Source organism: Rhodanobacter sp. FW510-R10 (assembly GCF_058781105.1).
The window spans coordinates 2142245-2168851 of sequence record NZ_JBYSWL010000001.1; the positions used below are offsets into that span (position 1 = coordinate 2142245).

The 26607-nt window shown below is 65.6% G+C and carries 24 protein-coding genes; 17 read left to right on the top strand and 7 right to left on the bottom strand.

All coding sequences use genetic code 11. The features are described 5' to 3' along the window. Positions 1–99 precede the first annotated feature (99 nt). A complete protein-coding gene (ykgO, locus tag AC3WJB_RS09285; RefSeq protein ID WP_492680858.1) occupies positions 100–225 on the bottom strand; it encodes a type B 50S ribosomal protein L36 in 126 nt (41 codons plus the stop codon). A 134-nt stretch (positions 226–359) separates the two neighbouring features. Between ykgO and cmk the strand changes: the two genes are divergently transcribed. The 10 genes from cmk (at position 360) to AC3WJB_RS09335 (ending at position 10309) form a co-directional block, all read left to right on the top strand. Continuing rightward, complete coding sequence (cmk, locus tag AC3WJB_RS09290) at positions 360–1049, top strand: (d)CMP kinase (protein WP_492680860.1); 690 nt, start codon at positions 360–362, stop codon at positions 1047–1049. Positions 1050–1217: 168 nt separating this feature from the next. After that, a complete protein-coding gene (gene rpsA, locus AC3WJB_RS09295; protein WP_492680862.1) occupies positions 1218–2900 on the top strand; it encodes a 30S ribosomal protein S1 in 1683 nt (560 codons plus the stop codon). A 73-nt stretch (positions 2901–2973) separates the two neighbouring features. Next, the gene (locus AC3WJB_RS09300) at positions 2974–3273 is read left to right on the top strand and encodes an integration host factor subunit beta (RefSeq protein WP_492680864.1); all 300 of its coding nucleotides are present in this window, start codon (positions 2974–2976) and stop codon (positions 3271–3273) included. Between the two features lie 109 nt (positions 3274–3382). Beyond that, on the top strand, positions 3383–3643 hold the full coding sequence (locus tag AC3WJB_RS09305; protein ID WP_492680866.1) for a lipopolysaccharide assembly protein LapA domain-containing protein: 261 nt from the start codon (positions 3383–3385) through the stop codon (positions 3641–3643). Beyond that, positions 3640–4812, top strand: coding sequence for a lipopolysaccharide assembly protein LapB (gene lapB / locus AC3WJB_RS09310; RefSeq protein WP_492680868.1), 1173 nt, complete (start codon positions 3640–3642; stop codon positions 4810–4812). Before AC3WJB_RS09305 ends, lapB begins: the two co-directional genes overlap by 4 nt. Before the next feature lies 1 nt (position 4813). Continuing rightward, complete coding sequence (locus tag AC3WJB_RS09315; protein ID WP_492680870.1) at positions 4814–5833, top strand: MraY family glycosyltransferase; 1020 nt, start codon at positions 4814–4816, stop codon at positions 5831–5833. Then, positions 5820–7715 carry a polysaccharide biosynthesis protein gene (locus tag AC3WJB_RS09320; RefSeq protein WP_492680872.1) on the top strand — a complete coding sequence of 632 codons (1896 nt, stop codon included), beginning with the start codon at positions 5820–5822 and terminating at the stop codon, positions 7713–7715. The genes AC3WJB_RS09315 and AC3WJB_RS09320 overlap by 14 nt, the downstream gene beginning before the upstream one ends. Continuing rightward, positions 7716–8600, top strand: a complete 885-nt coding sequence (gene galU / locus AC3WJB_RS09325) for a UTP--glucose-1-phosphate uridylyltransferase GalU (protein WP_492680874.1) — start codon at positions 7716–7718, stop codon at positions 8598–8600. It abuts the gene before it with no gap. A gap of 66 nt (positions 8601–8666) precedes the next feature. Then, complete coding sequence (locus tag AC3WJB_RS09330) at positions 8667–9956, top strand: NAD(P)/FAD-dependent oxidoreductase (RefSeq protein ID WP_492680876.1); 1290 nt, start codon at positions 8667–8669, stop codon at positions 9954–9956. Next, on the top strand, positions 9953–10309 hold the full coding sequence (locus AC3WJB_RS09335) for a tRNA-binding protein (RefSeq protein WP_492680878.1): 357 nt from the start codon (positions 9953–9955) through the stop codon (positions 10307–10309). Before AC3WJB_RS09330 ends, AC3WJB_RS09335 begins: the two co-directional genes overlap by 4 nt. A 45-nt stretch (positions 10310–10354) precedes the next feature. Here the strand turns inward: AC3WJB_RS09335 and AC3WJB_RS09340 are convergent, their stop codons facing one another. Further along, positions 10355–11302 carry an MBL fold metallo-hydrolase gene (locus tag AC3WJB_RS09340; protein WP_492680880.1) on the bottom strand — a complete coding sequence of 316 codons (948 nt, stop codon included), beginning with the start codon at positions 11300–11302 and terminating at the stop codon, positions 10355–10357. A gap of 225 nt (positions 11303–11527) precedes the next feature. On the opposite strand from AC3WJB_RS09340, the gene AC3WJB_RS09345 reads away from it, so the two are divergent. From AC3WJB_RS09345 to AC3WJB_RS09355, 3 genes are all read left to right on the top strand, one after another. Continuing rightward, positions 11528–13549 (top strand): gamma-glutamyltransferase family protein, encoded by a 2022-nt coding sequence (locus tag AC3WJB_RS09345; RefSeq protein ID WP_492680882.1) that lies wholly within the window; start codon positions 11528–11530, stop codon positions 13547–13549. Between the two features lie 308 nt (positions 13550–13857). Continuing rightward, complete coding sequence (locus AC3WJB_RS09350) at positions 13858–16794, top strand: TonB-dependent receptor domain-containing protein (protein WP_492680884.1); 2937 nt, start codon at positions 13858–13860, stop codon at positions 16792–16794. 216 nt (positions 16795–17010) lie between these two features. Then, complete coding sequence (locus AC3WJB_RS09355) at positions 17011–18093, top strand: prephenate dehydrogenase/arogenate dehydrogenase family protein (RefSeq protein ID WP_492680886.1); 1083 nt, start codon at positions 17011–17013, stop codon at positions 18091–18093. Between the two features lie 77 nt (positions 18094–18170). On the opposite strand, the gene AC3WJB_RS09360 is transcribed toward AC3WJB_RS09355, so the two are convergent. The 5 genes from AC3WJB_RS09360 to AC3WJB_RS09380 form a co-directional block, all read right to left on the bottom strand. Further along, on the bottom strand, positions 18171–19301 hold the full coding sequence (locus tag AC3WJB_RS09360; protein WP_492680888.1) for a trans-sulfuration enzyme family protein: 1131 nt from the start codon (positions 19299–19301) through the stop codon (positions 18171–18173). Positions 19302–19405: 104 nt separating this feature from the next. Continuing rightward, positions 19406–19960 carry a hypothetical protein gene (locus AC3WJB_RS09365; protein WP_492680890.1) on the bottom strand — a complete coding sequence of 185 codons (555 nt, stop codon included), beginning with the start codon at positions 19958–19960 and terminating at the stop codon, positions 19406–19408. 141 nt (positions 19961–20101) lie between these two features. Continuing rightward, positions 20102–20809 carry a peptide-methionine (S)-S-oxide reductase MsrA gene (gene msrA, locus AC3WJB_RS09370; protein WP_492680892.1) on the bottom strand — a complete coding sequence of 236 codons (708 nt, stop codon included), beginning with the start codon at positions 20807–20809 and terminating at the stop codon, positions 20102–20104. Between the two features lie 53 nt (positions 20810–20862). Next, on the bottom strand, positions 20863–21465 hold the full coding sequence (gene msrB / locus AC3WJB_RS09375; protein WP_492680894.1) for a peptide-methionine (R)-S-oxide reductase MsrB: 603 nt from the start codon (positions 21463–21465) through the stop codon (positions 20863–20865). Between the two features lie 39 nt (positions 21466–21504). Next, positions 21505–23226 (bottom strand): cytochrome c biogenesis protein DipZ, encoded by a 1722-nt coding sequence (locus AC3WJB_RS09380; protein ID WP_492680896.1) that lies wholly within the window; start codon positions 23224–23226, stop codon positions 21505–21507. A gap of 209 nt (positions 23227–23435) precedes the next feature. On the opposite strand from AC3WJB_RS09380, the gene AC3WJB_RS09385 reads away from it, so the two are divergent. From AC3WJB_RS09385 to AC3WJB_RS09400, 4 genes are all read left to right on the top strand, one after another. Then, on the top strand, positions 23436–24017 hold the full coding sequence (locus tag AC3WJB_RS09385; protein ID WP_492680898.1) for an RNA polymerase sigma factor: 582 nt from the start codon (positions 23436–23438) through the stop codon (positions 24015–24017). Positions 24018–24021: 4 nt separating this feature from the next. Further along, a complete protein-coding gene (locus tag AC3WJB_RS09390) occupies positions 24022–24678 on the top strand; it encodes an NrsF family protein (RefSeq protein WP_492680900.1) in 657 nt (218 codons plus the stop codon). A 151-nt stretch (positions 24679–24829) separates the two neighbouring features. Then, a complete protein-coding gene (locus AC3WJB_RS09395; RefSeq protein ID WP_492680902.1) occupies positions 24830–25921 on the top strand; it encodes a catalase family peroxidase in 1092 nt (363 codons plus the stop codon). Next, positions 25918–26478: a cytochrome b gene (locus tag AC3WJB_RS09400; protein WP_492680904.1), complete on the top strand. Its 561-nt coding sequence runs from the start codon at positions 25918–25920 to the stop codon at positions 26476–26478. The genes AC3WJB_RS09395 and AC3WJB_RS09400 overlap by 4 nt, the downstream gene beginning before the upstream one ends. Positions 26479–26607 lie beyond the last annotated feature (129 nt).

The following is a 26607-nucleotide window of genomic DNA, read 5'->3' on the forward strand; positions in this document are numbered from 1 at the left end:
TTTGACATCGCGCAGCGATGGCCCGAAGGGTGGCTGCCAGGGATGGCGGCCACAAAAAAAGCCGCTTTCGCGGCTCTTTTTTTCGGGCTGCCCGGCGTCTCAGCGCTGACGTGCCTTGAAACGTGGATTACTCTTGCAAATCACAAACAGCTTGCCGCGGCGCCGCACGATCTTGCAGTCGCGGTGGCGTGCCTTGGCGGATTTCAACGAGCTGAGCACCTTCACGGCGGACTCCAAGGATTGAATGAAGACAAGGGATTGAACGAAGATAAGCTTGCAATTTTAGCAATGCTTAGACCGCTGCACAAGCTGTTGTGGCATGCGGGATTTCCGCTTTTCCACACCCGCCCAGGTCTGCGATGAATCGAGTGCCCAATGTATCCGCCGTACCCGTGCTGACGATCGATGGCCCCTCGGGGTCGGGCAAGGGCACGGTCAGCGCCCGCGTGGCCGCCGCTTTGGGCTGGCACCTGCTGGACTCGGGCGCGTTGTATCGGGCTGCCGGATACGCGGCCGGCGTGGCTGGCCTGGACTTGTCCGATGCCGAGGCGGTCGCGCGCTGCGCACGCGCCATGCGGGTGCGCTTTGTCGCCGGCGGTGATGGCGCCGCGGCCGGGGTCATGGTCAATGGCCATGATGCCACCGCGGCGCTGCGCACGGAAACGGCCGCGGGCGCCGCCTCGGCGATCGCGGCGCTGCCTGAGGTGCGCGCGGCCCTGGTCGACCTGCAATTGGGCTTTCGGCGGCGGCCTGGCCTGGTGGCGGATGGGCGCGACATGGGCACCGTGATCTTCCCGGATGCAGCCTACAAGGTGTTCCTCACGGCGAGTGCCGCCGAGCGGGCGAAAAGGCGCTATAAGCAGTTGAAGGCAAAGGGACTGGGCATTACACTAGCCGGTCTCCAGCGGGAGATTGAGGTGCGGGATCGGCGCGATGCGACGCGTGTGATCGCTCCGCTCAAGCCAGCTGAGGATGCCGTGGTGCTGGACACCACCGGCATCGGTATCGAAGAGGTGGTAGCAAAGGTTCTTGCTGTCGTGCGGCCGTGATTCGTTCGCGCGGCGTTTTTTGTGCCCTGCCCGAGCAGGGAACTCCCATGGCAAGGCGCGCCGTCCTTGGAACTGGCGGCCGCAATGCCCTTACCGGTGGACGCGGGTTGTCCTTGCGACTCGAGCTTGACCGCAATGACCGCGCTCCGTTCCCATATTGGAACTCTTATGACTGAAAGTTTTGCCGAACTGTTTGAACAGAGCCAGCAGGCCATTGCCAAGCTGAAGCCAGGTGCCATCGTCACGGGCATCGTCGTGGAAATTCGCAATGACGTGATTGTCGTCAATGCCGGCTTGAAGAGCGAGGGTATTGTCCCGATCGAACAATTCAAGGACGAGAAGGGTGAACTGGAAGTCCAGGTCGGCGACGAGGTCAAGGTGGCCCTCGAGGCGCTGGAAGACGGTTTCGGCGAGACCAAGCTGTCACGCGAGAAGGCCAAGCGTTCCATGGTATGGGACGACCTGGAGCAGGCATTCGACAAGGAAGAGACGATCAGCGGCATGATTTCCGGCAAGGTCAAGGGCGGCTTCACCGTCGACATCAAGGACGTCCGGGCGTTCCTGCCGGGTTCCCTGGTCGACGTGCGTCCGGTGCGTGACCCGGCCTACCTCGAGGGCAAGGAACTCGAGTTCAAGATCATCAAGCTGGACCGCAAGCGCAACAACGTGGTGGTCAGCCGCCGCGCCGTCGTCGAGACCGAGTTCTCCGAGGAGCGCGAGAAGCTGATGGAGCGCCTGGTCGAGGGCGCCGTGCTCAAGGGTGTGGTGAAGAATCTCACCGACTACGGCGCATTCGTCGATCTTGGCGGCATCGACGGCCTGCTGCACATCACCGACATGGCTTGGAAGCGCGTGCGTCATCCGTCCGAGGTGGTCAACGTCGGCGACGAGCTGGAAGTGCGCGTGCTCAAGTACGACCGCGAGCGCAACCGCGTTTCGCTTGGCCTGAAGCAGTTGGGTGACGATCCCTGGGTCAACATCTCCCGCCGCTATCCGGTCGGCAGCCGCTTGTTTGGCAAGGTTTCCAACGTCACCGACTACGGCTGCTTCGTCGAGATCGAGCCGGGTGTGGAAGGCCTGGTGCACGTCTCCGAGATGGACTGGACCAACAAGAACGTCAATCCGGCCAAGGTGGTCCAGGTCGGCGACGAAACCGAGGTTACCGTGCTCGACGTGGACGAGGAGCGCCGCCGCATCTCGCTCGGCATCAAGCAGACGCGTTCCAATCCGTGGGAAGCGTTCGCCGCCATGCACAAGAAGGGCGACAAGGTTTCCGGCCAGATCAAGTCGATCACCGACTTTGGCGTGTTCATCGGCCTGGAAGGCGGCATCGACGGCCTGGTGCATTTGTCCGACATCTCGTGGCAGATGTCCGGTGAGGACCTGGTGCGCAACTTCAAGAAAGGCGACGAGATCGAGGCCGTCGTCCTCGCGGTCGACCCCGAGCGCGAGCGCATCTCCCTCGGCATCAAGCAAATGGAGCAGGACCCGTTTGGCCAGTTCATGGCAGCCAATCCGCGCGGCAGCATCGTCAACGGCATCGTGAAGGAAGTCGATGCCAAGGGTGCGGTGATCGACCTGGGCGACGGCGTCGAGGGTTATCTGCGCGCCAACGATATCGCCAAGGAGCGCATCGACGACGCCACACAGTACCTGAAGGTCGGCGACAAGGTCGAAGCCAAGTTCACCGGCATGGACCGCAAGGGCCGGCAGCTGGCGCTGTCGATCCGTGCCAAGAGCGAGGAGGGCGTGCCAGAAGCGCCCGCGGCCGGCAGCGACTATGCGGCGGCGGCGAGCGGTACGACCAAGCTCGGCGCCTTGCTCAGGGAGCAGTTGGACAAGGCTGAGTAGGGGACGGCTTTGCCGGGCAGTGGCAGGGTCGCGCAGACGACCCTGCCGGTAACGTCAGGGACATTGGGGTGCCATGACCAGATCCGAATTGATCGAGACGCTTGCGAGGCGCCAGATGCATCTTGCGTTTGCGGATGTGGAAATGGCGGTCAAAAGTGTGATCGAGCAGATGAGTTCCGCACTCGCCCACGGCGAGCGCATCGAGGTGCGGGGGTTTGGCAGTTTCTCGCTCCATTACCGGGCCTCGCGCATTGGCCGCAACCCCAAGACCGGCGCCACGGTGGCGTTGCCCGGCAAGCACGTGCCGCATTTCAAGCCCGGCAAGGAACTGCGCGAGCGGATCAACCAGGGTCGATCCGGCGCAGGCGACTGATCCGCGCCACGCCTCCGACGGTCTGTGCCGACGGTGCTGCCTTCGCAGGCTGCCGCGGTAATTCCAGCTTGGCTGTGCCTGCGTCGAGCAATCGGGTAGAGTTTTCGGCATGCGCCTGCTTGTCTTCCTGATCCTTGCCCTGTTTGTCGCCGCCGGCGTCGTGGTGGGCGCGCTCAATGCCGAATCGGTCGGCTACGACTTTGCGTTTTTCCAGTTGCACTGGCCCAAGGGTGCCGCGTTGCTCGGTGCCCTCGTCGTGGGCTGGCTGCTTGGCGGGCTGACCGCATGGCTCGGCGTGAGCCTGGGCGCGCGCCGGCGCCGTCGTGAGCTCCAGCGGGTCAGCGGCAAGAGCGCTCCGCCGCGGCCATGAATTTCCTCTATCTGCTCGTCGTGGTGTTGCCGATTGCCTTCGGCGTCGGCTGGTGGGCGTCGCGTCGTGCAGTGGCGCAGCGTTCCGGCGCCCAGGTCAGCGAACTGTCGTCGGATTACTTCCGCGGCCTGAACTATCTGCTCAACGAGGAGCAGGACAAGGCCATCGAGGTCTTCCTCCGGCTGGCCGAATACAACCACGACACGGTGGAAACCCATCTCGCGCTGGGCAACCTGTTTCGTCGCCGCGGCGAGGTCGACCGGGCGATCCGCGTGCATCAGCACCTGGTTTCGCGCTCCGGCCTGTCGGATGCGATGAAGACCATCGCCTTGCTGGAACTGGGCGAGGATTACGTGCGCGCCGGCCTGCTCGACCGCGCCGAATCCTTGTTCTCCGACCTCGTGGCGATGAAGGCGCACGCGCCTTCAGCCTTGCGCCACCTGATCGCGATCTACCAGCATGAGCGCGACTGGCACAAGGCAATCGAGCATGCACGGCGGCTCGAGGCCATGACCGGCGAGGACCAGGCGGCCACCATCGCGCAGTTTTATTGCGAGCTGGCCGACCGCTCTAGACAACATGGCGCACGGGCCGAGGCACGCGAGTACCTGCAGCAGGCATTTGCCTGTCAACCGGCCTGCGTGCGTGCGTTCATGTTGACCGGCCAGTTGGAAGCTGAGGACGGTCATCATGCCGCTTCGGTGGATGCGTACGAGGCCGCGATCGAGGCCGACAGCGCGTTCCTGCCGGGAATCTTGCCGCCGCTACTGGCGAGCTATGCGCGTTCGCACCAGATGGATCGTGCCGAAAGATTCCTGAGCAGCCTGCTTGGTCGCTACCACGGGGTGTCGCCGGTGCTCGCCCTGGCCCGGCTGTATCGCCAGCGTGATGGCGAACGGGCCGCAATCGATTTTCTCACCGCGCAGTTGCGCCAGCGTCCATCGGTGCGTGGGCTGATGGCGCTGATCGATGCCACCATGGACAAGGTGGAAGGCGAGGCCCATGAGAATTTCCTGATACTGCGCGACCTCACCACCAAGCTGCTCGAGGGGCAGGCGATGTATCGCTGCAGCCGGTGCGGATTTGGCGCCAAGGCTCATCACTGGCAATGCCCCAGCTGCAAGAGCTGGAGCACCATCCGGCCGATCCATGGCGTGGCCAGCGAGTGACATGGCCGTGCTGGCCGCATGCGCCTGGCTGCTCGCCGCGTTCGCGATCGCGCTGTTGCTGGCGCGCGCTGCAATCGCCTACGCCAATTGGCGCGGTCTGCTCGATCGACCTGGGCACCGGCGCTCGCATCGCGTGCCGACGCCGCGTGGCGGCGGCATCGGCATCGTCGTTGTCTTGTTGGTGGGCGCGCCGCTGGCACTAGCGGGCGTCTGGCCGTCTGGCCTCCTGGGCAGCTGGATGGCCTGCTTGGTGCTGGTGGCGTCGGTCGGCTGGCTGGACGACCACCACAGCTTGCCGGTCTTGCCGCGACTCGCAGTGCAAGTATTGGCGGTCGGGTGGTTTTCCGCCGTTTTGCTGTCCGGGGCGGCGTCCTGGTGGTGGTTGCTGCTGCTGGTGCCGGCCGGCGTCTGGAGCATCAACCTGCACAATTTCATGGATGGCATCGACGGCCTGCTTGCGCTGCAGGCGCTGTTTGTCGCCACCGGTCTGGCGCTGCTGGCATGGTCGCGTGGGGCGTCGGGGCTGGCATTGGCGATGGCGACCCTGGCGGCTGCGGCGCTGGGGTTCTGGGTCTGCAACCGTCCGCCGGCACGCATCTTCATGGGTGACGTCGGCAGCGGCAGCGTCGGCTGGGCCATCTTCGCCTTCACCGCGATGGCGTGGCGGACTGACCCGGACCTGATCTGGCCGGCGCTGGTCCTATCCTCCGTGTTCGTCGTCGACGCCGGACTGACTTTGCTCTCACGCATGCTGCACGGCCGGCGCTGGTACGCTGCACATCGCGAGCACGTCTATCAGTGGCTGGTGCGGCGCGTTGCCACGCATGGCCAGGTCGATGGCGGTTATCTGGCATGGAATGTCGTAGTAGTTGCGCCACTGGCATGGTTGGCGCTCGTTCACCCATCCAGCGGCATCGCGCTTACCATGGGCGCCTATGTGCTTGCCGGGATAGCGTGGTTGCTGTTGAAGCGCCGTCTGGTCCATCGTTCCCCGCGAAAGGTCCGTCATGCTGCTGCGTAACGCTGTTGCCCGCATCCACCCGCGCCTGGCCGTGGTTGGTCACGACCTGGCCATGGTGGCGTTGGCATGGTGGCTGGCGAAGATGCTGCGGTATGCGCTGCAGCCCAACGAGATGGTGTTGTTCCATACCCTGGAATTCCCGCTGGTGCTGCTGGTGCAGGGCCTGGCCCTGCGCTGGACCGGCTTGTACCGCAGCGTCTGGCGTTTCGCCAGCCTGCCGGACCTGTGGAACATCCTCAAGGCGGTGATCGTGGGCACCGTGGCGGTCGCGGTGGCGCTGTTTGTCTACGACCGCCTGGATGGGGTGCCGCGGGCGACGCTGGTGTTGTATCCAGTGTTGCTGGCCGCCTTGCTGGGCGGCCCGCGCCTCGCTTACCGCTATTGGAAAGACAGCCGCAGCGCACGTCCTGGGTCCGATGACGCCAAGCGCGTGATCATCATCGGCGCCGATCGCGCCGGCGAGGTGCTGTCGCGCAACCTGCAGCGCGACAGCAGTTACCGCGTGGTGGGTTTCGTCGACAACCGGCCGAGCCTGCGCGGCGCCGTCATCAACGGCCATCCGGTGCTGGGGCCGACCTCGAAGCTGCGTTCCCTGGCCCGGGAGACCGCGGCGCAGATGTTGCTGATTGCCCTGCCCGAGGCCAGCACCGGCGAGATGCGCCGCGTGGTGGCTTTGTGCGACGAGGCCGACCTGCCGTATCGCACCGTGCCGCGCCTGCAGGACGTGCTGGCCGGGCGGGCGCAGGACAATGAGATCAAGGAAGTGGCGATCGAGGATCTGCTTGGCCGCGATGCGGTCGAACTGGATTGGGCGGCGATCCATGGCGCCTTGAGTTCGCGTCGTGTGCTGGTCACCGGCGGCGGCGGGTCGATCGGCTCGGAGCTGTGCCGGCAGGTCGCCCGGTTGGGCGCGCATTCGCTGACCGTGGTCGAGCACAGCGAATACAACCTGTATCGCATCATGCAGGAACTGCGCGCGGATTTTCCCGAACTGATCGTCGACGGTGTGCTGGCCAGTTGCGGCGATGCCGTGGCGATGCGGCGCACCTTTGCCGAAAGCATGCCGCAGGTCGTGTTCCACGCGGCGGCGTACAAGCATGTACCACTACTGCAAGCACAGTTGCGCGCCTCGTTCAGCAACAACGTGTTGGGCACGCGCACCGTGGCCGATATCGCCGCGGCGACCGGTGTGGAGTGTTTCGTGCTGATCTCGACCGACAAGGCGGTCAACCCGACCAGCGTGATGGGCGCATGCAAGCGCACGGCCGAGATTTATTGCCAGAACCTGGATGCGCGTTCCAAGACCCGCTTCATCACCGTGCGCTTCGGCAACGTGCTGGATTCGGCCGGCTCGGTGGTGCCGCTGTTTCGCCGCCAGATTCGCGCCGGTGGACCGGTGACGGTCACCCATCCGGAGATGACCCGCTATTTCATGCTGATCCCGGAAGCTTGCCAGCTGATCCTGCAGGCGGCCACGCTGGGTTCCGGCGGGGAGATCTTCGCCCTGGACATGGGGGAGCCGGTACGTATCCGCGACCTTGCCGAGCAGATGATCCGCCTGGCCGGCAAGAAGCCGGGCAGCGAGATTCCGATCGTCTACACCGGGCTGCGCGCCGGCGAGAAGCTGTTCGAGGAGCTGTTCCACCCGCTGGAGAACTACAGCAGCACGCGGCACGCGAAGATTTTCCTGGCGCGCCATCGGGAAGTGTCCTGGGAGCTGCTGCAGACCTTGCTGGACAAGGCCAGCGACGCCGTGGCCGTGTTTGATGAAGAAGAGTTGCGGCGCTGCGTGTCGAGCCTGCTGCCGTCGTTCCGTTGGAGCGAAGCGGCGCAGCCGGACAACGTGGTGTCGATCCGTCGCAATGAAGTCGGGGAGAGTTGAGTGAGCAAGCCGTTGCGCAAGGTGGTGTTTCCCGTGGCCGGTCTGGGCACGCGTTTTTTGCCGGCAACCAAGGCGGTCGCCAAGGAAATGTTGCCGGTGCTCGACCGGCCATTGATCCAGTACGCCGTGGACGAGGCCGTGGATGCCGGCGCGGACACACTGATTTTCGTCACCAACCGCTACAAGCACGCGATCGCCGATTATTTCGACAAGGCTTACGAGCTGGAAGCCAAGCTGCACGAACGCGGCAAGGAAGCCTTGCTCGCGCTGGTCCAGGGCACGCTACCGCGTCATGTGCGCGCGATCTTCGTTACCCAGCCCGAAGCGCTGGGCCTCGGGCACGCGGTGCTGTGCGCACGACCGGTGGTCGGCGATGAACCGTTTGGCGTGGTACTTTCCGACGACTTGATCTGGAACGGCCCGACTGGCACCGGTAAGGGCGCGCTGCGGCAGATGGCCGAGCTGGCCGATGCGCAGCAGGCCGGCGTGATTGCCGTCGAGCAGGTGCCGGCGCAGGACACGGACAAGTACGGCATCGTCGATGCCCTGCCGATCGACGCGCACAGCGGAATGATCCAGCACATGGTGGAAAAGCCCAAGCCTGCCGACGCACCATCCAACCTCGGCGTGGTCGGCCGCTACGTCCTGCCGCCGCGCATCTTCCAACTGCTGGAAGCGACCACGCCCGGTGCCGGCGGAGAGATTCAGCTGACCGACGCGATCGAGGCGTTGCTGCGCGAGCGGGGCAAGGTCCTGGCCTACCGCTTCGAGGGCACGCGCTTCGATTGCGGCAACAAGGCAGGCCTGGTCCGTGCGACCATGCACATGGCCATGCAGGACCCGGAGCTCGCGGCGGTGGTGCGCTCGATGCTGCAAGAGGCGTGATCGGTCCGGGAGTGGCCGCCGGTCGTGTGTCAGGGGACACGGCGTGACTATGTGGCGTGGGTGGCGATGAAGCAGACCGCAGCACCGCACTACTACCGTGATACCGCGACCGTCTATGCGCCTTACGCGCCACTGGGCGGGCGCGCGCAGGCGAGGGTCGTGATCATTGGCGGCGGCTTTGCCGGGTTGAACACTGCGCTCGGGCTGGCCGAGCGCGGTGTCCACGACGTGCTCGTACTGGAACGCGAGCAGGTGGGCTTCGGGGCCAGCGGGCGCAACGGCGGATTCGTGTTTGCCGGCTATTCGCTGGGTGAGCTGGCGCTCTTGCAGCAGCTCGATGCCGCGCGCGCCGCAGCGCTGTTCAAGTTGACCCGCGACGCCGTGCAGCTGATCCGCAAGCGCATTGCCGACTACGCCATTGCCTGTGACGCGGTCGATCGTGGCGTGATCTGGGCCAACTGGTTTCGTGACCCGGAGGTGTTGACCCGGCGCCAGAATCTGCTCGCTGAGCACTATGGTGTCGAATGGCAGCGGCTGGATGCCGAGGAGTTGCGTGAAATCGTGCGCAGCGGGCGCTACCACGGTGGCCTCTTCGAGCAGGATGCCTTGCACCTGCATCCGCTCAACTACGCCATTGGCCTGGCCGGCGCGGCGGTGGCGCGCGGCGTTGGCGTCCATGAGCACAGCGGGGCGGTTTCGGTGCGGCGCCAGGGCACGCAATGGCAGGTGCGCACGGCGAACGGCGAGGTGCTGGCCGACCAGGTCGTGCTGGCCTGCGGTGGCTACCTGTCAGCCCTGCACAAGCAGGTGGACCGGGCGGTGTTACCGATCGCCACCTATGTCATGGCCACCGAGCCCCTGGGCGAGCGGCTGGATGCTTGCCTGCGTACGCGTGCTGCGGTGTACGACACCCGCTTTGCCTTCGATTATTATCGCTCGCTGCCGGATACCCGGCTCCTGTGGGGCGGCCGTATTTCCGTCCACAACCGCGCGCCGCGCGCGGTGCAGCGCCTGCTGCGGAAGGATCTGCTGGCGGTATTTCCCCAGTTGGGCGAGGTGAGGATCGACTACGCATGGTCGGGCCTCATGAGTTACGCGCGGCACCAGATGCCGCAGATTGGCGGCGATGGGCAAGGCTTGTGGTGGGCTCAGGCGTTTGGCGGCCATGGCCTGGGGCCCACCTGTGCTGCCGGCGAGTTGCTGGCTTCGGCCCTGGCCGAGGGTGACGACCGCTGGACCCAGTTCGCGCCATTTGGCCTGGACAGCGCCAGGCGCCCGTTCGGCTATGTCGCGGCCCAGGCCAGCTACTGGTGGCAGCAAGGCCGCGATTGGTTGAAGAAGGAATTGGAAGGATGAGCATGGACACGGCCGATGCCACCGGCACGATAGCCTGGAGCGATTTTGCCAAGGTGTTGCTCGTGGCCGGCACCGTGACGCGCGTGGAAGCTTTTCCCGAGGCACGCCGGCCGGCGTGGAAGATCTGGGTGGACTTCGGTGCGTACGGTGTGCGAAAAACCAGCGCGCAGGTCACCGAACTGTATAGGGCCGAGGACTTGCCCGGACGCCAGGTCATCGGTGTAATCAACTTTCCGGTCAAGCAGATCGGGCCATTCCGCTCCGAGTTCCTGTTGACCGGCTTCCCCACCGCCGCAGGCGTGGTGATCAGCACGGTCGAGCGGCCGGTGCCGAATGGCACGCGCATGGCTTGACGCCGGGCTGGGTGGCTGCGCGCTGTCAGCGCCGGCGGCCCACACTCAAGGGTTGTTGGCGTGGCGGCGTGCCTGGTCCAGCCAGACCTCCAGACCCTGCGCGTTGAGCTCGATATCGGTGTGCAGCAGGTCGGTCAGCGCCGCGTGATTGCCGCGCCAGCCATGTGCGGTGGCGCGTTGCGCGTACAGCATGGTCAGGGCTGCAGTCAGCCGCTGGTGGCGATCCGGGGCGCCGTCGGCGTCGCGGGCCAGTGACACCATGGCGTCAATTTGCGTGTGCAGGTCGGCAGCGAGACGCTCGACGTCTTCCACCCGGCCGAAGTGGGTCGGGTACATGGCAGCCGGTTGCAGAGAGAGCAGGCGGTCGATCGATGCATGCAGGGCCGCGGGGTCGAATTGCACAGGCGAGGTGGTGGGCAGGATGAAGGGGCCAGCCGCGGTGTCAAAGTCGCGATAGGACAGGCCGAAGACGTCGCCGGTGAAGCAGACGTTTGCCCGGACGTCGTAGATGGCCTGGTGGTGTTTGGCGTGGCCCGGGGTGTGCAGGCAGCGCAGCGGCCGACCGGCCAGGTCGATGACCTGCCCATCCACAGATTCCACGACGCGCTCGCGTGCGACTGGCAGCAGCTCGCCGTACGCGCGTTTCATCTCCACCTCGCCGTACACGGCACTGGCGCCGGCCCACAGTTGCGTCGGGTCGATCATGTGCCGCGCGCCGCGCGGGTGCACCAGCAGGCGGGCGTTGGGCAGTTGCGCCATCAGCGCACCAGCGCCGCCCGCGTGGTCGAGGTGCACATGGGTGAGGATGAGCCAGTCGATGTCGGCGCTCGTCAGCCTGGCGGGCTCCAGCGCCGCCAGCAGGCGCGGTACGGAAAAGCCTGTGCCGCAATCAATGTAGGCACCATGGCCGCGCTCGACGATCAGGTAGGCGGCGTCAAACCCTGGCCGCACGAAGCCGGTGTCGATGGTATGGATGCCTGTGTCCGTGTGCATGGCGAGCCTCGTTGCGCTGTCATGCGAGGATAATGGTTTTACCGTGGCCCGACGTCGCTGCCGCTGGCGGCGTGCCGTCGACCGCGCGTGCGTGGCGTGCAGTCGCTACGCCGGCCGGCGCTATACTCCAGGCCCATGTCGGTTGCAGGGGAGCCGGTAGTCCTGGCTTGACCGTGCTGCAGTACGAACCCCGGGATCATCATCGTGTTTGCTGGAGGCACCCGCATGTCTGGATTAATTGGGACTGCTGCCGCAGTCGTGCTGGCCATTGCCTTGTTTCCGGCCCAGGTGCATTCCGCCCCGCAGCAGGCCCAATCCCCACCGCTGCTCCAGGCGCGGCAAGCCGAGGATCCCCGCTATTCGCAGACTGAAAAGCCGCCACTCCACGCCACGCACTGGCTGGCGATCACCGGCAAGCCCTTGTCGGCAACCGCCGGGGCCTTGATCTTTGCCGAAGGTGGCAACGCAGTCGATGCGGCGGCGGCGATGCTCGCCGCTGGCTGCACGATGTGGGACACGCTTTCATGCGGCGGCGAAACCCAGGCGCTCATCTACAACCCGCACACGAAAACGGTCATCGGTTTGAACGCGCTGGGCGTGGCGCCGAGCGGGGCGACCGCGGCCTACTACCATGCCAAGGGCTACCGCTTCCCGCCGGAGTACGGTCCGCTCGCGGCAGTGACGCCAGGCACGGTCGGCGGCCTGCTCACCATGCTGGCCGAATACGGCAAGCTGTCGCTGAAGCAGGTACTCGCGCCGGCGATCCAGATGGCCGACGGCTACGCCATGGAAGCGCAATTGTCGAACACGATCGAGCATTTCCAGGGCGAGCTGTCGCAGTGGAAGTATTCGCGAGAGGTCATGTTGACCCATCCGGACACCGCGCATCCGGCGCCGGAAGCGGGGGAAATCTTCGTGCAGAAGGACCTCGCCGCCACCTGGCGCAAACTGGTCGAGGCCGAGCAGCAGGCCCTGGAGCAGGGCAAGACGCGCAAGCAGGCGATCTATGCCGCGTACGACCGCTTCTACAAGGGCGACATCGCACGCGAGCTGGTACGCGGCATGCGGGAGCAAGGTGGCCTATTCACGCTGCAGGATCTCGCCAACTGGAAAGTGCGCTGGGAGGTGCCGCTGCACACGAACTACAAGGGCATCGAGGTCTACAAGCTCCAGGTCTGGACACAGGGGCCGGCCTTGCTGCAGGCGCTCAACATGCTCGAGAACACGGATGTGAAGAGCCTGGGCTACAACTCGCCGCAGTACATCAACACGCTGTACCAGGTGATGAGTTATGCGTTTGCCGACCGCGACTTTTATTACGGCGACCCGTACTTCCCGCCCGTCGAGCCGGTCCACGGCCTGCTGTCCAAGGCCTACGCCAAGGCGCGCTTCGCGCTGATCGACACCAAGGGCAACGATCCGAACGTCAAGCCGGGTGATCCGTACCCGTACCAGGGCGCGACCAATCCGTTCAAGCAACTCCTCGCCGAGTGGACTCCGGCGAAGTTTGCACCGGCGAAATCGCAACCGCGCAGTGGGCAGCAGGATGCGCTGCCGGCGAAGAAGGGCGATGGTCTTGTTGAGACCACGCGCACGTCTGGGGCTGCGGAGTTCATTCCCGACCACGCAACACCGGAGCAGGCCGCGTTTGCCGAGGATTTCTATGCGGGCACCACTTCGATCGAGGCGGCGGACGCCGAGGGCTGGGTGGTGTCGGTCACGCCCAGCGGCGGCTGGGTGCCAGCGGTGATTGCCGGGCATACCGGCATCGGCCTCAGCCAGCGGGCGCAGAGCTTCGTGACGGACGCAAAAGATGGCCCGTTCAACGTGATCGAGCCGGGCAAGCACCCGCGCGTCACACTGACACCGACGCTCGCACTCAAGGATGGCGCACCCTATCTCGCCATGGCCGTACAGGGCGGCGATTCGCAGGATCAGAACCTGCTGCAGTTCTTCCTCAACGTCGCCGAGTTCGGCATGACCGTGCAGCAGGCGAGCGAAGCGCCGAACTTCAACAGTTACCAGATGCGCTCCTCATTCGGCCTGCACGAGGCCGAGCCCGGCCGCATCCTGGTGGCCACCTCCCTGCCCGAGGCCACGCGAGCGGCGCTGCAGGAGATGGGTTATAAACTCGAGTACGCGCAACGCACGTCGGGGCCGATCAACGCGATCCAGTTCGACATCAAGCACCACAGCATGTGGGGCGGCTCGAGCAACCACGGCGAGGACTACGGCATCGCGTGGTGACCACACGGCGCGACACGCCACGCGGAACGCGGCGGCAGCTTGGACGTCTATCCACAAAGGCACCCATGCCGTAAGTCATGATTGTGGCCGTCCATATGTGCGAGTAGAGTGGCCGCACGGTATACGAGCCGACGCTGCCTCGTAAGGCGAGGAGGCAGCGCGGGCGCGGCGGACTCGCTGGCCCGATCTGCGATTGCAGATCTCACCCGAGAACATGCGACCAAGCGTCGCAAGTGACGTGTGCGTGAGTAGACGCGGGTACGGGCATGTACTCGCGCTCCCGCACGCGGCGGTTATTGGGAACGAACATGAACTTTAGGCGAAGTGAACTCAGCACCGCGGTGCGGGCCGCGTTGTCGCTTGGTGCATTGTTTGCCCTGGGTGGCGCCGTGCCGGTCTTGGCACAAGACCAGGGACAAGCCGATCAGGCCAATGCCAATCCGGCAGCAGCGCAGACCTTGAAGACCGTGGTGGTCACCGGATCACGTATCCGGCGTGTCGACATCGAGACGTCGAACCCGATCGTCACCGTGACCCCCGAACTCATCCAGCAAACGGGGTCCGTCACGCTCGGTGATGTCGTGCAAAGTCTGCCGTCGATCACGGGCACCAACTCCAGCCCGAACATCAACAATGCGGCCGGCGATGGTGCCGTGCGGCTCGGCTTGCGCGGCCTTGGGCCCAACCGGACGCTGGTGCTGGTTGACGGACAGCGCGTCATCAGCAACGACCTGAACGCGATTCCCGCATCGGCGGTCGACCATATTGAAGTGCTGACCAGTGGTGCGTCGTCGATCTATGGATCAGATGCGATTGGCGGCGTCATAAACGTGTTGCTGAAGTCGAACTACCAAGGCGCACAGCTCCAGCTCAATGACGGGATCTCCAGCCGTGGCGACAGCAAGACGCGTGGCGGGAATTTCGTCTTCGGACAGACGACGGATACCGGCAGTGTCATGGCTGGGGTCGATTACAACAAGATCGACGCCATCCCGGAGACTGCACGCGACGTTTCGAAGAACACCGTCTCCATTGCCGGCAGCACCAATACGCCGCCACACGTCTTTTTTGGCGGATCAAGTTTCACCCCACGAGGCTCCATCGTGCTGCCGAAATCGCTGCAGGGTGAATTCGGCTGCAAGACCGTATCGCTGAATCCATCGGCGGTGGGCAGCAGCGGGCCGACGACCTTGGCTGACTACCATTGCTTCAACCCTGAGGCGGACCGTTTCAGCTTTTCGCCCTATCGGCCGCTGACGACGCCACAGGAACGGACCAGCGCGTTCTTCAAGGGGCTGTACCACGTGACGAGCAATATTGACGCCACGCTGACCTACACACACAACAAGACGAGTTCCGGCTTCCAGTTGGGCCCGCCGGTGTGGGGCAACAATGTCGGCGCGATCCTGTCCAAGGACAGCATCTACAATCCGTTTGGGATCGACTACACGCCGACCAACGGAAACATCTTCCGTTCCCGCCTCGTGCCGATGGGTAATCGGTTTACCGCCATCACGACCACGACGGACCAGGTGAATTTCGCCCTCAAGGGCAATCTGACGGTATTCGACCAGGATTGGACTTGGGATGTCGGCTACAACTTCGGCCACATCAGCCAGGATCGGTCGGTTCGGGGCTTGGCGAATCTGGAAGTGTTGAACCCGGGCTTGGGGCCGTCCATGTTTATCAACGGCGTGCCTACCTGCGTGGGTACCGCCGGTGACCCGAGCACGGCGATTGCGGGTTGCACCCCATGGGATACGTTCAACTTGAATAACCCCGCCTCGGAAAAGGTACAAAGTTCTGCCACTTCGCCAGCGGGCAACAGCCTGATGTCGATCGAGAGGGTGAAGCACGTTGACGTGAGCGGTGGCTTGATCGACTTGCCGGCCGGAACGGCGCAGTTGGCCCTCGGTGCGTCGTGGCGCTCCGAATACACCACGAGCAAGGTGGACCCGGTGCTGCTCATCAACGACCTGGGGACCTGCACGTTCAGCAGCCAGTGCAGTTCGCCACTGCATGGCGGATTCAGCGTCAAGGAAGCATATGGCGAGCTGTTCGTTCCGGTGCTCAAGGAATTGCCGCTGGTGTACTCCTTGAACCTGGATGTCGGCGACCGCTATTCGAAGTTCAGCGACTTCGGGAGCACCAGCAATTGGAAGGTCGGTCTTGAATATCGACCCATTCGCGACTTGTTGCTGCGCGGGACCGTGGCCAAGGTGTTTCGTGCGCCGACGATTGGCAATCTGTTCGCGGCACCCGGTGCATTCGGTCAAGTCATCAACGCCGACCCATGCGACCATACGACGGTGGCAAACGCGGCCTGTATCGGCGTGCCACTCGATGGGACGTTCGTGAACCAGCAAGTAGCCAGCCATCAGCAGACCAATGTCTTGGCCTCTGGCTCCGCATTTGCGGGATTCCCGCTCAAGCCGGAGCAGGGCAAGTCATTTGACTTTGGCGCCGTGTATTCACCGGACTACCTGCCGGGCTTCTCGGCCAGCGTCGATGCATGGCGCATCTACCTGAAGGATGTCATCACGAATGTTTCTGGCCAGACCGTGCTCAGCGCCTGCTTCAACGGCGTCAGCCAGTTCTGCCCCCTGATACAGCGCTTTGGCGCGACCACTGAAAACCCGGGACAGTTCATCCGCATGTTGCTGCCCACGGTGAATCTCGGACGGGTCGACGTTTCAGGTACGGACTTGCAGGCCACATATCGACTGCCCGAGTTGCCGTTTGGGCAATTCGTGGCCAGCGTGCAGGCGACTTACCTCACGCGCTACGACTTGGAGACCGCGCCCGGGCTGGAAGGCAATCAGGTCATCCACCAGGCTGGCAATATCAACTATGACACGGACAACAGCCTCATGCCGCGGGTCCAGGGCTTGGCCAACCTGACGTGGAATCTGGGGCCGTGGAATGCGGCGTGGCGCATACGCTACATGGGTCCGTTCAATTTGGGTTCGCATGACCCGTCGCGTGGCTATAGCGGCATTCCCGGGTACAAACCGGATAATCCGCAGGTGCTGCGCTACGGAGCATATGTTTACAACGACGTATCCGCAGGTTATGAGATCAAGGCGATAAACACGCGGATCGATGTGGGCGTGAACAACCTGACGGACAAGCAACCCCCCATGCTGTATGAAAACAATGGTGGAGCGGGCAACGGCAACACGGCAACCAATTACTTCGATCCGATCGGGCGATTTTATTGGGCGCGGCTGACTTACCGGTTCTGAGCCAGCGGCTTGGGCGTGTTCGTCCGTGCCCGTAGGTGAACGCGGCGCAGCCAGCCTGCGCCGCGCATGCATTGCCGCAACTCCCGGGTTCGCGTGCAACGCCCGAGTGCCATTGGCCGAGGCGCTTGCCGGTACGATAGACCCCTGAAGGGTGCCCCACCGCCCATCTGCGGTAAGTGGCGGGCGGCGGGGCCACGATTGACGGTGGGTCGGCGAATGAATCGAGCGTTGCGTGTCGGCATCCTTGGCCATGGGCGTTTTGGGGCGGCACTTGCCGGCTTGCTGGCCGAATATCATTACCCATGGCGCGCCTGGGACGCGGGCCCGTCGGTACCCGGGCCGCATGCTGCGAGTGACGCAGCCGACTTGCTGGCCGGTGCCGATATCGTGGTCATTGCGGTGCCGGTGAGCGTGTTTGCCACGGTACTGCGCGATCTGCGTCCGCATTTCAGCGCGCGGCACCAAGTGCTGGATGTGTGCAGCGTCAAGCAGGGCCCCTGCGCGCTGATGGACGAGGTGCTGGGGGCGGACATCCCGCATGTCGGCTGCCATCCGCTCTTCGGCCCGCTCAGCATTGCCCGCGCCGAACCGCTGCGCACCGTGATCTGCCCGAGTCCACGTCACCCCGGAACCGCGACGCAGGCACGGGAGTTCTTCGCCTCGATCGGCAGCGAGATCGCGGAGATGACGCCAGCCGAGCACGACCGCCACATGGCCATGACTCATGCCATGGCGTTTTTCCTGGCGCGCGGCCTCCTGGAACTCGGCGTCGGCGAAGACTTGCATTGGACACCGCCGAGCTTTGCCGCCCTGGCCTCGTCGATTGCCGCGGTGCGGGCCGACGCCGGACACTTGTTCAACGCGATCCAACGGGAGAATCCCTATGCCGCGGCGACCCGCAAGCGCTTGATCGAGGCCTTGACCCTGATCGACCAGCGCGTGTTGGCGGCGCCAGTGGACCTGGGTGTGCTGTCCGTGCCTGCTGTCCGCAGCGGCGGCGCCGAAGCCGGCGCGGCGCGGGATGCGATGGAACGTGTCGACGAGGTGGATCGTGATCTGCTCAACCTGCTGCAACGTCGGCGCGAACTGTGCGCTCGCGCGGCGGCGCTGCCAGATGCGACACCGGCGGCGACCGGGTCGGATGCCGAAGGCGTGGAACAACTGCTTGCACGCCTTGGGGTGGCGAATGCCGGCGACCTGCCGCCGGAGCATCTGCGTGCCGTCTTCCGCCAAGTCCTCGCCTTGTGCCGCGCGCAAGGAGGCGTGCCACCCGGCGCAGTGCAGTCGGCGGATCGCTGAACGGTACGCGCGACTGGACAGGCGGTATCCCAGGCACCGGTGTGGCGCTTGCGCGTGCGAGGTGCCGCAGCGGAAACTCAGGGGTCGACGAGCGCCTGTTGCAAGTCGGCGATCAGGTCGTCGGCATCTTCCAGGCCGATCGAGAGCCGCAACAGCCCCGGCGGTGACTTGCTGTGTTCGCCCTCGGCGGCAGCGCGGTGTTCGATCAACGATTCACAGCCACCCAGCGACGTCGCGTTGGTAAAGACCTTGACCTTGCGCACGGCGGCGGCGGCAGCGGCGTAACCGCCACGCAACTCGATACTGAGCATGGCGCCGAAATCGCGCATTTGGCGGGTGGCCAACGCGTGCCCCGGATGGCCTGGCAGGCCCGGGTAGTGCACGCGCGCCACCGCCGGGAAGGCGGCCAGCGCGGTGGCCAGCCGGTGGGCGTTCGCGCAGTGCAGGGCCACGCGTGCCGGCAGGGAACGGCAGCCACGCAGGATCAACCAGGCGGAGAAGGGCGAGAGGATGGCGCCGGACAACAGGCGCCGTGCGCGGATGGCGGCATGCCGGGCGTCGTTGCGCGCGAACACCAAAGCCCCACCCAGCACGTCGCTGTGGCCGCCGAAATACTTGGTGGTCGAGTGCATGACGATGTCGGCGCCAAGTTCCAATGGCTGCTGCAGCACCGGCGTGGCGAAGGTGTTGTCACAGACGCACAGCGCATCATGGGCATGGGCGACGCGCGCCAGTTCGGCTATGTCGCTGACCCGCAGGCAAGGGTTGGACGGCGATTCGACCCAGAGCAGGGCGAGGCCTGGCGCGCAGGCGCTGCGTACTGCCTCGAGGTCGGTGGTGTCGATGGTGACGACCTCGACGCCGCGCGCAGGCAGCACCTCGCTGGCGAACGCGCGTAGCCCGACATAGCAGTCCTCAGGGAGTACTACGCGCTCACCGCGCTGCAATTGGTCGAGCACGGCGGCAATGGCCGCCATGCCGGAGGCATAGGCCAGCGCGCAGGCACCGCCTTCGAGTGCGGCCAGCGCCGATTCCAGGCGCCGCTGGGTCGGATTGTCATCGCGCTGGTAACTGAAGGCGCCAGGCTTCTCGCCTTGCGGGTCGTGCGTGAATGTCGTGGACAGGTGGATCGGCGGTGCCACGGCACCGGTTTCAGCATCAGGCTCGGCGCCGGCGTGCACGGCCAGCGTGTCAAATTTCAAGCTCATCATTCCCTCTCCGTGGCGTACCAATCGCCATTCTGTTCTCCACGATAGCCCAAAGCCCGGCCCGCCTGCGTCGGGGCAGGCGCGTCCGGCCGTCGCCGTACGGGTCAGTTGATGCGCGGGATGCGGGGGGTCGCATTGCGGATACCGGACGGCGATCCCGGATCCGGCGCGTACACCGGCTTCGGCGGCGTGAAGAGCAGTATCCGGTGCTGGAACAGCGGACTAGGTTGCCGCGTGCCAGGGAGGCTGCTCCGGTTGGCCAAGGCCAGGCGATGGCCATCGATATGTACCCAGTACCAGGAGCCCGGCGGTACCGGCGAAGTCGATACGTAGGCGAACTGGGCGTCGTAATCACCGCCTGGACGCGGCGTCGTGACGAGCGCGAGGTTCATCACGAATTGGCTGGGCACCGGCTTGCCATGGACGATGGCGGGGCCCGTGATGCGCTCGCTGAGGTCGGCCAGCAGCAGCCGATTGAGGGCCGGCGGCAGTCGCGTGGCCGGCGAGGCGTCGGTAACCTTGCCCTGGGCGTTCACGTACACCAGGACCGGCAGGACCTTCGACGGGAATTCGTTGAGCGAGCCAGTACCGCCAGCCAAGGCACTGCCGGTGATGGCAGCCAAGGCTGCGCATAACGCGATGGTCTGGAGTGGTTTCATGGCACAGCCTCCGTGTTTCGTTGGCCTGGTGCGGTGAGGATCCGTGCATGGCGCGGAGCCATCTGGCAGCGGCCTATGCGTCCTCCTGCAGCGCCGCCTCCAGGGTCGGAATCCATTGTGATCCTTTTGCCGGCAGGCGACTCATTGCAACTGGACTTGCACGAACTGCCGCGGCGGCCGATACAGGGTTGGAAACAGCTGCTGCAGGTGCGTGACCTTTGGTCGGTCGTTGATGACGATGTAGGGTGCGTCCGGGTGCTCGTCGAAATAGCCCTGATGGTAGGGCTCGGCCGGGTAGAACGCCGCGAGCGGCTGGACCGCGGTGGCGATGGGCCGCGCGAAGACCTTGGCCGCGGCGAGTTGGGCGAGGTATGCGGTGGCGATCCGCCGCTGTTCCTCAGTGGTATAGAACAACACCGAGCGGTATTGGCTGCCGACGTCCGGCCCCTGCCGGTTGCGCTGGGTCGGGTCGAGCGCCACCGAGAAGAACACCCGCAGCAGCATGCCATAGCTGACGCGCGCCGGGTTGAAACTCACCCGGACCGATTCGGCGTGGCCGGTGTTGCCCTGGCTGACCATGGCGTAGTGGGCCGTGGCGGCGTTGCCGCCGGCGTATCCGGCGACGGCCTGGTCGACGCCCCGTATGCGCTCAAACACGGCTTCGATGCCCCAGAAACACCCGCCGGCAAACACGGCAACCTCCTCCTTGGGTCCCTGGACCTGGGCTTGGTCGAGCGCCGGCGGCGGCATGACCTGCGCGTCGTTCGCAGCGGATACGGCGGTGCATGCGGCAAGTGCCAGTGCCAACGCTAGGCCGACCAGGATGCGCAGCAACGATGCGGCGTTCATGGCTGGTCTCCCGGCCGTGTGTGAAGTTGCGGGCAACGCAGGCACGACATCGTTCACGCCCTGGCCAGAGGCACGAAGTGGAGCGCCGGCGAGTTCATGCAATAGCGCAAGCCGGTGGGCTGTGGGCCATCGTTGAAGACATGCCCGAGATGACTGTTGCAGCCGGCGCAGGACACCGCGATGCGGGTCATGCCGAAGCTGTAGTCGGTGGTTTCGATGATGTTGCGCCGGGCCATGGGTTGGTAAAAGCTGGGCCAGCCGGTACCGGAATGGAACTTGGTGTCGGCGTCGTAGAGTGCCGTCGCGCACGCGGCGCAGCGGAAAATGCCGCGGCCGTAGAAGTTCCAGTACTTGCCGGTGAATGGCCGCTCGGTGGCGGCCAGGCGCATCTGGTAATACGCCGCTGGCGAAAGCCGCTCGCGCCACTGGGCCTCGGTCAGCACCAGGCGCGGCACCTCGCGCGTGCCAAGGTCACGGCCGTCGTCGCCGAAGATTTCCAGCAGCACGTTGCCCGGCACGTCGGTAGGCGTGTTCGCGGCTGCGCGCAGGCGTGGCACCACGGCCAGCGCGCCCAGGGCCAGCAGCGAGCCACCGGCAAGCGCGGCCTGCAGGAAGTGGCGTCGATCACTGCGCAGTGTTTCATCAATACGCGACATGGCTACCTCCATCCGGAACGCAGCGGGAGACCGCCTGCGTCAACCGAAAGTAAACGCGTAGGCCCGTACACCGGGGTCCAGGAACTCGATTTCAAACAGTCGCTCGCCGCTGCCGTTGGCCTGCCGCACCAACTGGTATAGCCGCTGTCCGGTTACGACACCGTTGCCGTCGGCGTCGGTATCCATGCCATGGTCGGCACCGGGTGCCTTGCCATCGAGGGTGACGCGGAATCGCACGGGCTTGCCGTCACTGCCGGGGCCGAGCACCAGGTGCAGGTCGCGGCCGCGGAAGCGGTAGATGATGCGCCCACCGGCCTGCTCCAGTCGCGCATCCTGGCGGCCGACCGTCCAGCGCCCGTCGAGCGCCCACTGGTTGGTTCGCAAGCTGGCGGGAGTGCGGTAGTTCCACGGGTCGTTGTGCGCGACTTGGCCACCGGCGAAATTTTCTGCCCGCGAATAGCCGACGTAGGTCTCGGGCGAGATGGTCATGTCACCCGATGGCGCCGCCTCCACGCCGCCGCGGTTGTCGCTGACGTAGCCTCCCGGGAGGTTCTTCTGGCCTGCGGCGGTCAAGAGTTCGCGGATGATGTCCTCGCTCTGCCGGTAGGCGCCTTCGCCGTAGTGGTGGTGCCGGATCCGCCCGTGCACATCGATAAAGTAGTGCGCCGGCCAATACTGGTTGTTGAAGCCGCGCCAGATCGCGTAGTCATTGTCCGTCGCCACCGGATAATCCACGCCCAGATCCTTGATTGCCTTGGCGACGTTCTTCGGATCCTTCTCGAAGGCAAACTCAGGCGAGTGCACGCCGATGACGGCCAGGCCGTGGTCCTTGTATTTGTCGTACCAGCCGCGCACATACGGCATGGCACGCAGGCAGTTGATGCAGGAGTAGGTCCAGAAATCGACCAGCACCACCTTGCCGCGCAGCGACCGGGTGGTGAGCGGTCGGCTGTTGAACCACTGTGTGGCACCGGCGAGCGAGGGCATTTCGCCCTCGAATGGCAGCTCCTGGCCGGGTTGCCGCGTGGGTTCGGCAGCCCGCGCGGGGCGCACGGCATCGATCAGGTGCTGCTCGAGGCCGCCGGTGGCAGCCAGCGAGACGCGGGTGAGCACGCCGGTGTCCAGCCCCAGGGCAATCGACGCCACGCCGCACAGCACCAATACGCCCAGCGCCCGGCGCAGCCATTCTCCGGTACCAATAGAGCGTTTCATCCAAGCAAACACCTTGCCTCCGAGCAACAGCGCCACGCCCAGGGAAGTTGCCGCGCCGGCCGCATAGGTGAACAGGAGCAAGGTGGTCTGCACGCTTGCACCGTACAGCGCCGCCGCGGTCAACAGCAGGCCCAGGATAGGCCCGGCGCAGGGTGCCCACAGCAAGCCGGTGGCCACGCCAAGCCCGGCGGAACCCCATACCGAATCGCCGTCGTTGGCCGAACGTTGCGAGAGGCGATTGCCGAGCGCGACGAAAGGGCGGCTCAGCCACGCCGCCAGCCGCGACGACAGCAGTGTGGCACCGAGTATCGCCAGCACGACCAGCGCCGCGTAACGTCCGTACTGGTTGGCGTGGATCGCCCAGCCGCCACCGACGGCGGCAAGCGTGGCAACCGCGGCGAAGGTGAGTGCCATGCCGATGAGCATGGGCAGCCCGTTGCGCCGGAACGGCCGGTCGGCACGCGCGAACACGAACGGCAGCACGGGCAGGATGCACGGGCTGAGGATGGTGAGAATGCCACCGAAGTAGGCGATGAACAGGATCAGCATGGCGGGAGATCTATGCGGACTTGTTGGTTGTTCGCCGGCGGGTCCGTGCCGGTTACACCGTTATGCCATGGTCGACGTAACCGCAGCGTTCGCTGTGGCGAATGGATCAAGGTACCTGCCACTGTGGAGCGGCGATGCCGTGCAGCTTGACCACCACGGGCACTATGGTCTTTGATGATGCATCGCCATGCCGGGTGAGTGACCCGCACATGCCCGTCGAGTCCAACGCTGCCAATGAGAGTCCCAGCCAGCGCCGCACGGTGTGGATGGTTGCGGCCCAGGCCGGCGATCGCCGTGCCTACGAACGGCTGTTGGCCGACTCGATTGCCCTGATCCATGTGGCGGCGCGACGTGCCGGCGTGGCGCCCGACCATGTCGATGACGTGGTGCAGGAAACGCTGCTTACCGTGCATCGCGTGCGCCACACGTTTGATCCGACGCGCACGTACGACGCCTGGCTCGTAGCGATCGCGCAGCGTCGCGCGATCGACGCCTTGCGCCGCCGCGGTCGCCGCGACCGCCGGGAAGTGCACGACGAGTTCGCACTGGAGCGGCATCCCGACAGCGATGACGCCAGCGCCGCGACCGAGTCTGCGCAACGTGCGCGACGCCTGCGCCTGGCGATCGCCGAGCTGCCCCCTGGCCAACGCGAGGCGGTGGAGCAGCTCGGCCTGCGTGAACACTCGCTGCGCGAGGTGGCCGAGTCGACCGGGCGCCGCACCGGCGCGTTGAAGGTCAACCTGCATCGGGCGTTGAAGACGCTGCGCGAGCGCTTCCACGGAGAATCCTGAAACCATGTCCGTATCGACGTCTTCGCACAGCGTACTGATCGAGCGCCTCGGTGGCGCACTGGTGCCGGTGCAGCGCCTCGCCCCACCATGGCGGCGGCTGCTTGGCTGGCTGCTCGTCGTCGCCGTGATCGCGCTGGCGCTGTTCGCACACTACAGCCCGGACGGCATGCTGCAGCGCTGGGCAGCGGCGCCGGACCTGGGGTGGGCGGGCCTTGGCGCGGCGCTCACCGCGATCTGCGCCGCGTGGGCCGCGTTGAGCCTGAGTGTGCCCGGGCGTCGCGCGCTCTGGGCGTGGCTGCCGTTGCCCGGGGTGGTGTTGTGGATGGGCGCGAGCGGACTCGGCTGTCTGCGTGTGTGGTTTACGCCGGACCCGCAGGTTGCCGCGCTGGCGCAATCCGCCGACTGCCTGGTCTTCATCGTCGGCCTGTCGATCCCGTTGTCCGCGCTGTTGATCCTCCTGGTGCGCCGCGCCTGTCCGCTGCGCCCGGTGCTGACGGCCGTGATGATCGGACTCGCCAGCGCGGCGGCATCGGCCTGCCTGCTGGAAATCGGGCATGCCGAGGCCTCCGCGGCGACGGACCTGTTGACCCATGCGCTGGCAGTGGCGCTGGTCGTGGCCGTCAACGCCGCAATGGGCGGACGGCTGCTTTCCCGGGCGTGATGCCTGTGCAGCGCGCGCGTCGCGTGTTGCCCCAGACAGCCACACATCCGGTGTAACCCGACGGCACCGCGGGGCGAATATCTCCACGACTCCGGGGCGGCAGGCAGCACTCCTCACGTGCGGACAACGGCCAGACGGCCTGGAGATGATCATGCAGGATTCACCCACGACATCCGCACCACCACGCCATCGCACCGGTGCGTGGCTGCTGATCACGGGAGCAGTGCTGGCGACTGCCGCTGCGTTCGCCTACGTCGGCGGCTGGCTGGCGCCGGGCCGGCTCACTCCCGACCGTCTGGTAAACCAGTTGCAGGACAACGCCGGCACGTTTGCCGGCTTCCGTCGCAATCACGCGAAAGGCGTGTGCGTGAGCGGCTGGTTCGACAGCAATGGCGCGGCGCAGGCGTATTCCGTGGCGCAGGTCTTCGCACCCGGGCGTACTCCGGTGGAAGGCCGCTTCGCGATCCCCGGCGGCAACCCGTATGCCGCGGACAGCAGCGTGCCGATCCGCAGCATGGCCTTGCGCTTCACGCAGGCAAACGGCCAGCAATGGCGCACCGGCATGAACAGCATGCCGGTGTTCGCGGTGGGCACGCCGGAGGCCTTCTACGCGCAGTTGCAGGCGATGCAGCCGACCGCCGCAACTGGCGAGCCGGACCCGGCAAAGGTGGCGGCGTTCTTCGCTGCGCATCCAGAGACCGGACCGTTTCGCGCCTGGGCAAAGACCGCCAGGCCGTCGGCCAGCTATGTCACGGAGAGCTACTGGAGCCTCGATGCGTTCGTGCTCACCGATGCCCACGGCCAGCGCCAGGCGGTGCGTTGGCGCATGGTGCCGGAAGCAGTGGCAACGGACGATGTCACACGCGAGGCGGGGGATGCCGACTATCTGGCGTCCGACCTGGGTCGGCGCCTGGCGCAGGGTCCGCAGCGCTGGAAGCTGCAGATCACGCTGGCGAATCCGGGCGACCCGACCAACGACGCGTCGAAGGCGTGGCCGGGCGATCGCCGCACAATCGACGCCGGCACGCTCGTGCTCGTCCGCGCCGAGCCGCAGGACAGTGGCAGCTGCCGCGACGTCAATTTCGACCCACTGGTGCTGCCTGATGGCATCGCCGGGTCCGATGATCCATTGCTCGCGGCGCGCTCCGCCGTCTACGCGAACTCCTACTTGCGCCGCACCAGCGAGGAGGCGCATTGGCCCGGCACCCCAGCCGTCCGCCCGCAGCCGGAGCACCAGCCATGAGGTCCGACTCACAGATGTTTGTGCCCATTGCGCGCGTTCTGCACTGGTTGCTGGCGGCGATGATCCTGACGATGCTGTTTGTCGGCATCGGCATGGTTGCGTCGGTATCCGCACGCCACGACTGGCTGGTGAATTTGCACAAGCCGCTCGGCATCGCGATCCTGCTGCTGGTCCTCGTGCGCGTAGTGGTGCGCTGGCGGAATCCGCCACCTGCCTTGCCGGCGGATCTTCCCGTGCTGCAGAAGCTGGCCGCGCATGCATCGCACTGGCTGCTGTATCTCCTCATGCTGGCGCTGCCGCTGGTCGGTTGGGCGATGCTCTCGGCGGGCGGCTACCCGGTCATGCTCGGCTCCTCGCTGCGCTTGCCGCCGATCTTTCCAGCCGGTCCGGTTGGTTTCGCGGTCCTGCGGCACCTGCACACCTGGCTCGCGCTGCTGCTGTTCGCGACCTTCCTCGCGCATATGACCGCGGCCTTGTACCACGGGCTGATTCGCCGCGATGGCGTGCTGTCGAGCATGACGTGGCGTCGCCGTGCACGTGGCGCAACGGACGATTGAAGCCAGCGTGCCGCATGGCGCTGGACTGCGCAACGGGAAACGGCGTCGCATGAATGCGCCGCGGTCCTGACCCAATCGTCTTGGCGGGTCCAGGCGTCCGCGCGAGGCCAAGGACATGGCCCGCGGGTG

Bases quoted from the DNA above. Each gene is read 5' to 3' on its own strand.
- AC3WJB_RS09315 (WP_492680870.1), top strand. From the start codon at position 4,814: ATGGCCGTGCTGGCCGCATGCGCCTGGCTGCTCGCCGCGTTCGCGATC.
- msrB (WP_492680894.1), bottom strand. From the start codon at position 21,465: ATGTCGCGTATTGATGAAACACTGCGCAGTGATCGACGCCACTTCCTG.
- AC3WJB_RS09355 (WP_492680886.1), top strand. From the start codon at position 17,011: ATGAATCGAGCGTTGCGTGTCGGCATCCTTGGCCATGGGCGTTTTGGG.
- AC3WJB_RS09305 (WP_492680866.1), top strand. From the start codon at position 3,383: ATGCGCCTGCTTGTCTTCCTGATCCTTGCCCTGTTTGTCGCCGCCGGC.
- AC3WJB_RS09300 (WP_492680864.1), top strand. From the start codon at position 2,974: ATGACCAGATCCGAATTGATCGAGACGCTTGCGAGGCGCCAGATGCAT.
- AC3WJB_RS09400 (WP_492680904.1), top strand. From the start codon at position 25,918: ATGAGGTCCGACTCACAGATGTTTGTGCCCATTGCGCGCGTTCTGCAC.
- AC3WJB_RS09380 (WP_492680896.1), bottom strand. From the start codon at position 23,226: ATGCTGATCCTGTTCATCGCCTACTTCGGTGGCATTCTCACCATCCTC.
- AC3WJB_RS09340 (WP_492680880.1), bottom strand. From the start codon at position 11,302: ATGCACACGGACACAGGCATCCATACCATCGACACCGGCTTCGTGCGG.
- AC3WJB_RS09395 (WP_492680902.1), top strand. From the start codon at position 24,830: ATGCAGGATTCACCCACGACATCCGCACCACCACGCCATCGCACCGGT.
- AC3WJB_RS09350 (WP_492680884.1), top strand. From the start codon at position 13,858: ATGAACTTTAGGCGAAGTGAACTCAGCACCGCGGTGCGGGCCGCGTTG.
- AC3WJB_RS09390 (WP_492680900.1), top strand. From the start codon at position 24,022: ATGTCCGTATCGACGTCTTCGCACAGCGTACTGATCGAGCGCCTCGGT.
- AC3WJB_RS09320 (WP_492680872.1), top strand. From the start codon at position 5,820: ATGCTGCTGCGTAACGCTGTTGCCCGCATCCACCCGCGCCTGGCCGTG.
- AC3WJB_RS09335 (WP_492680878.1), top strand. From the start codon at position 9,953: ATGAGCATGGACACGGCCGATGCCACCGGCACGATAGCCTGGAGCGAT.
- cmk (WP_492680860.1), top strand. From the start codon at position 360: ATGAATCGAGTGCCCAATGTATCCGCCGTACCCGTGCTGACGATCGAT.
- AC3WJB_RS09365 (WP_492680890.1), bottom strand. From the start codon at position 19,960: ATGAAACCACTCCAGACCATCGCGTTATGCGCAGCCTTGGCTGCCATC.
- rpsA (WP_492680862.1), top strand. From the start codon at position 1,218: ATGACTGAAAGTTTTGCCGAACTGTTTGAACAGAGCCAGCAGGCCATT.
- lapB (WP_492680868.1), top strand. From the start codon at position 3,640: ATGAATTTCCTCTATCTGCTCGTCGTGGTGTTGCCGATTGCCTTCGGC.
- AC3WJB_RS09330 (WP_492680876.1), top strand. From the start codon at position 8,667: ATGAAGCAGACCGCAGCACCGCACTACTACCGTGATACCGCGACCGTC.
- AC3WJB_RS09360 (WP_492680888.1), bottom strand. From the start codon at position 19,301: ATGAGCTTGAAATTTGACACGCTGGCCGTGCACGCCGGCGCCGAGCCT.
- msrA (WP_492680892.1), bottom strand. From the start codon at position 20,809: ATGAACGCCGCATCGTTGCTGCGCATCCTGGTCGGCCTAGCGTTGGCA.
- AC3WJB_RS09385 (WP_492680898.1), top strand. From the start codon at position 23,436: ATGCCCGTCGAGTCCAACGCTGCCAATGAGAGTCCCAGCCAGCGCCGC.
- AC3WJB_RS09345 (WP_492680882.1), top strand. From the start codon at position 11,528: ATGTCTGGATTAATTGGGACTGCTGCCGCAGTCGTGCTGGCCATTGCC.